The 1587-nt window shown below is 32.4% G+C and carries 1 protein-coding gene; it reads right to left on the bottom strand.

All coding sequences use genetic code 11. The features are described 5' to 3' along the window. On the bottom strand, window positions 1-1587 hold a 1587-nt coding region (locus tag SB724_RS19320), incomplete at both ends, for a condensation domain-containing protein (protein ID WP_410572398.1).

Here is a 1587-nt window from a genome sequence, read left to right as displayed (position 1 = left end):
GGTTTTCTCTTTAGGATACTCTCTCGCTGTATTGTTTAAGGTTTCTAAAAAGTACACCTTTTCAGGCTCTGTCATGATATCTATAGAAGAGATTAAAATATTTAGATTATCACTTGCTGTTTTTAATATTTGGTTCAAATGAAAAATCATTCTATCAATCGTTTCCTCTTTGAATAATTTAGTACAATATTCAATTGAGTAAAGAAGAGTGCTTTCATTTTCTACTACATGCAATGTTAAATCGAATTTTGATATATTACTTTTTGTATTTAGTCTCTTTAATCTGAAATTCTTTGTAATTAAGTCCTTTTCTAATTCTTCACTACTCATACTAAACATGACATCGAATAATGGATGTCTACCTGTGTTTCGCTTCACCTGAACGGTATCAATCAATTCTTCAAATTGATAACTTTGATTCTCATAAGCAAGAATAGAATTTTGTTTTACAGTGTTTAAAAACTCTTTAAAACTTAAGGTTCTGTCTGCTTTATTCCTTAGCGCCAACGTATTCACAAACATACCTATCATGTTTTGAAGTTCAACATGTGCTCGCCCAGCGATAGGAGTCCCTATCACAATATCCTCCTGTCCGCTGTACTTTGAAAGCAGGATATGGAAGGCTGTTAACATAACCATATACATAGTACTGCCTGTTTCTCTTGCAATACTGCGTACAGATTTGCTTTGTGCTTTGTCTAAATAAAACGTTCTTATACTGCCCTCATAACTTTTCATAAGAGGTCTTTCAAAGTCGTATGGCAGATTTAAAACCGGAATATCATCCTTAAATTGTTGAATCCAGTACTGTTTTTGTATTTTGAGTTCGTCTGTTTCTAGGAATCTATTCTGCCATGCTGTAAAATCCTTGTATTGCAATCTTAAAGGCTTTAATTCGTTACCATTATATAGCTTCATAAACTCTTTTATTAAAATTCGAATGGAAACTCCGTCACTAATAATATGATGCATATCAACTAATAAGTAAGTTTTCTCTTTTGAAATAATAAGTTTTGCTCTAAATAGCGGGGCTTCTTCTAGTTCGAAGCTTCTTATAAAAGCCTGCAATATATCTTCAGCAACCAAATCTGTTCTATATTCTTTCTCAATTACAAAAGAATTATCAGCTTGAACCTTCTGAACAATTTCACCATCTATTTGATCAAAATACGTTCGAAGTGAATCATGTCTTGTTACTAATTTGTGAAATGCACTTTCAATCTTCTGTTCGTCAATTTCTCCTTCTAATTCACAAATCATCGGCATGTTATAAAGGGTACCTTTTTCCATTTTTTGCATCATATACATTCTTTTTTGTGCAGAAGAAGTTTCGTAGTATTCATTTTCTTCACAAGGATCAATCGTTCGATATATACGCTTAGTACTTTTTTCAATATAAGTACTTATATGTTTGATCGTAGGAAATTCAAACAACTCACTTAATGGTATTTCCACGTCAAAGTATTTGTGAATTTTACTTATTAAAATCGTCGCTTTTAAAGAATGACCGCCTAAATCAAAGAAGTTGTCATGAATTCCGATTTTTTCTACTCCGAGAACATCTGACCATACGCTGGCCAAGGTTTC

Origin of the sequence: Bacillus sp. SIMBA_031, assembly GCF_046535225.1 — a bacterium.
GTDB classification, from domain to species: Bacteria; Bacillota; Bacilli; order Bacillales; family Bacillaceae; genus Bacillus; species Bacillus velezensis.
This window is presented reverse-complemented; position numbering and strand designations above follow the sequence as displayed.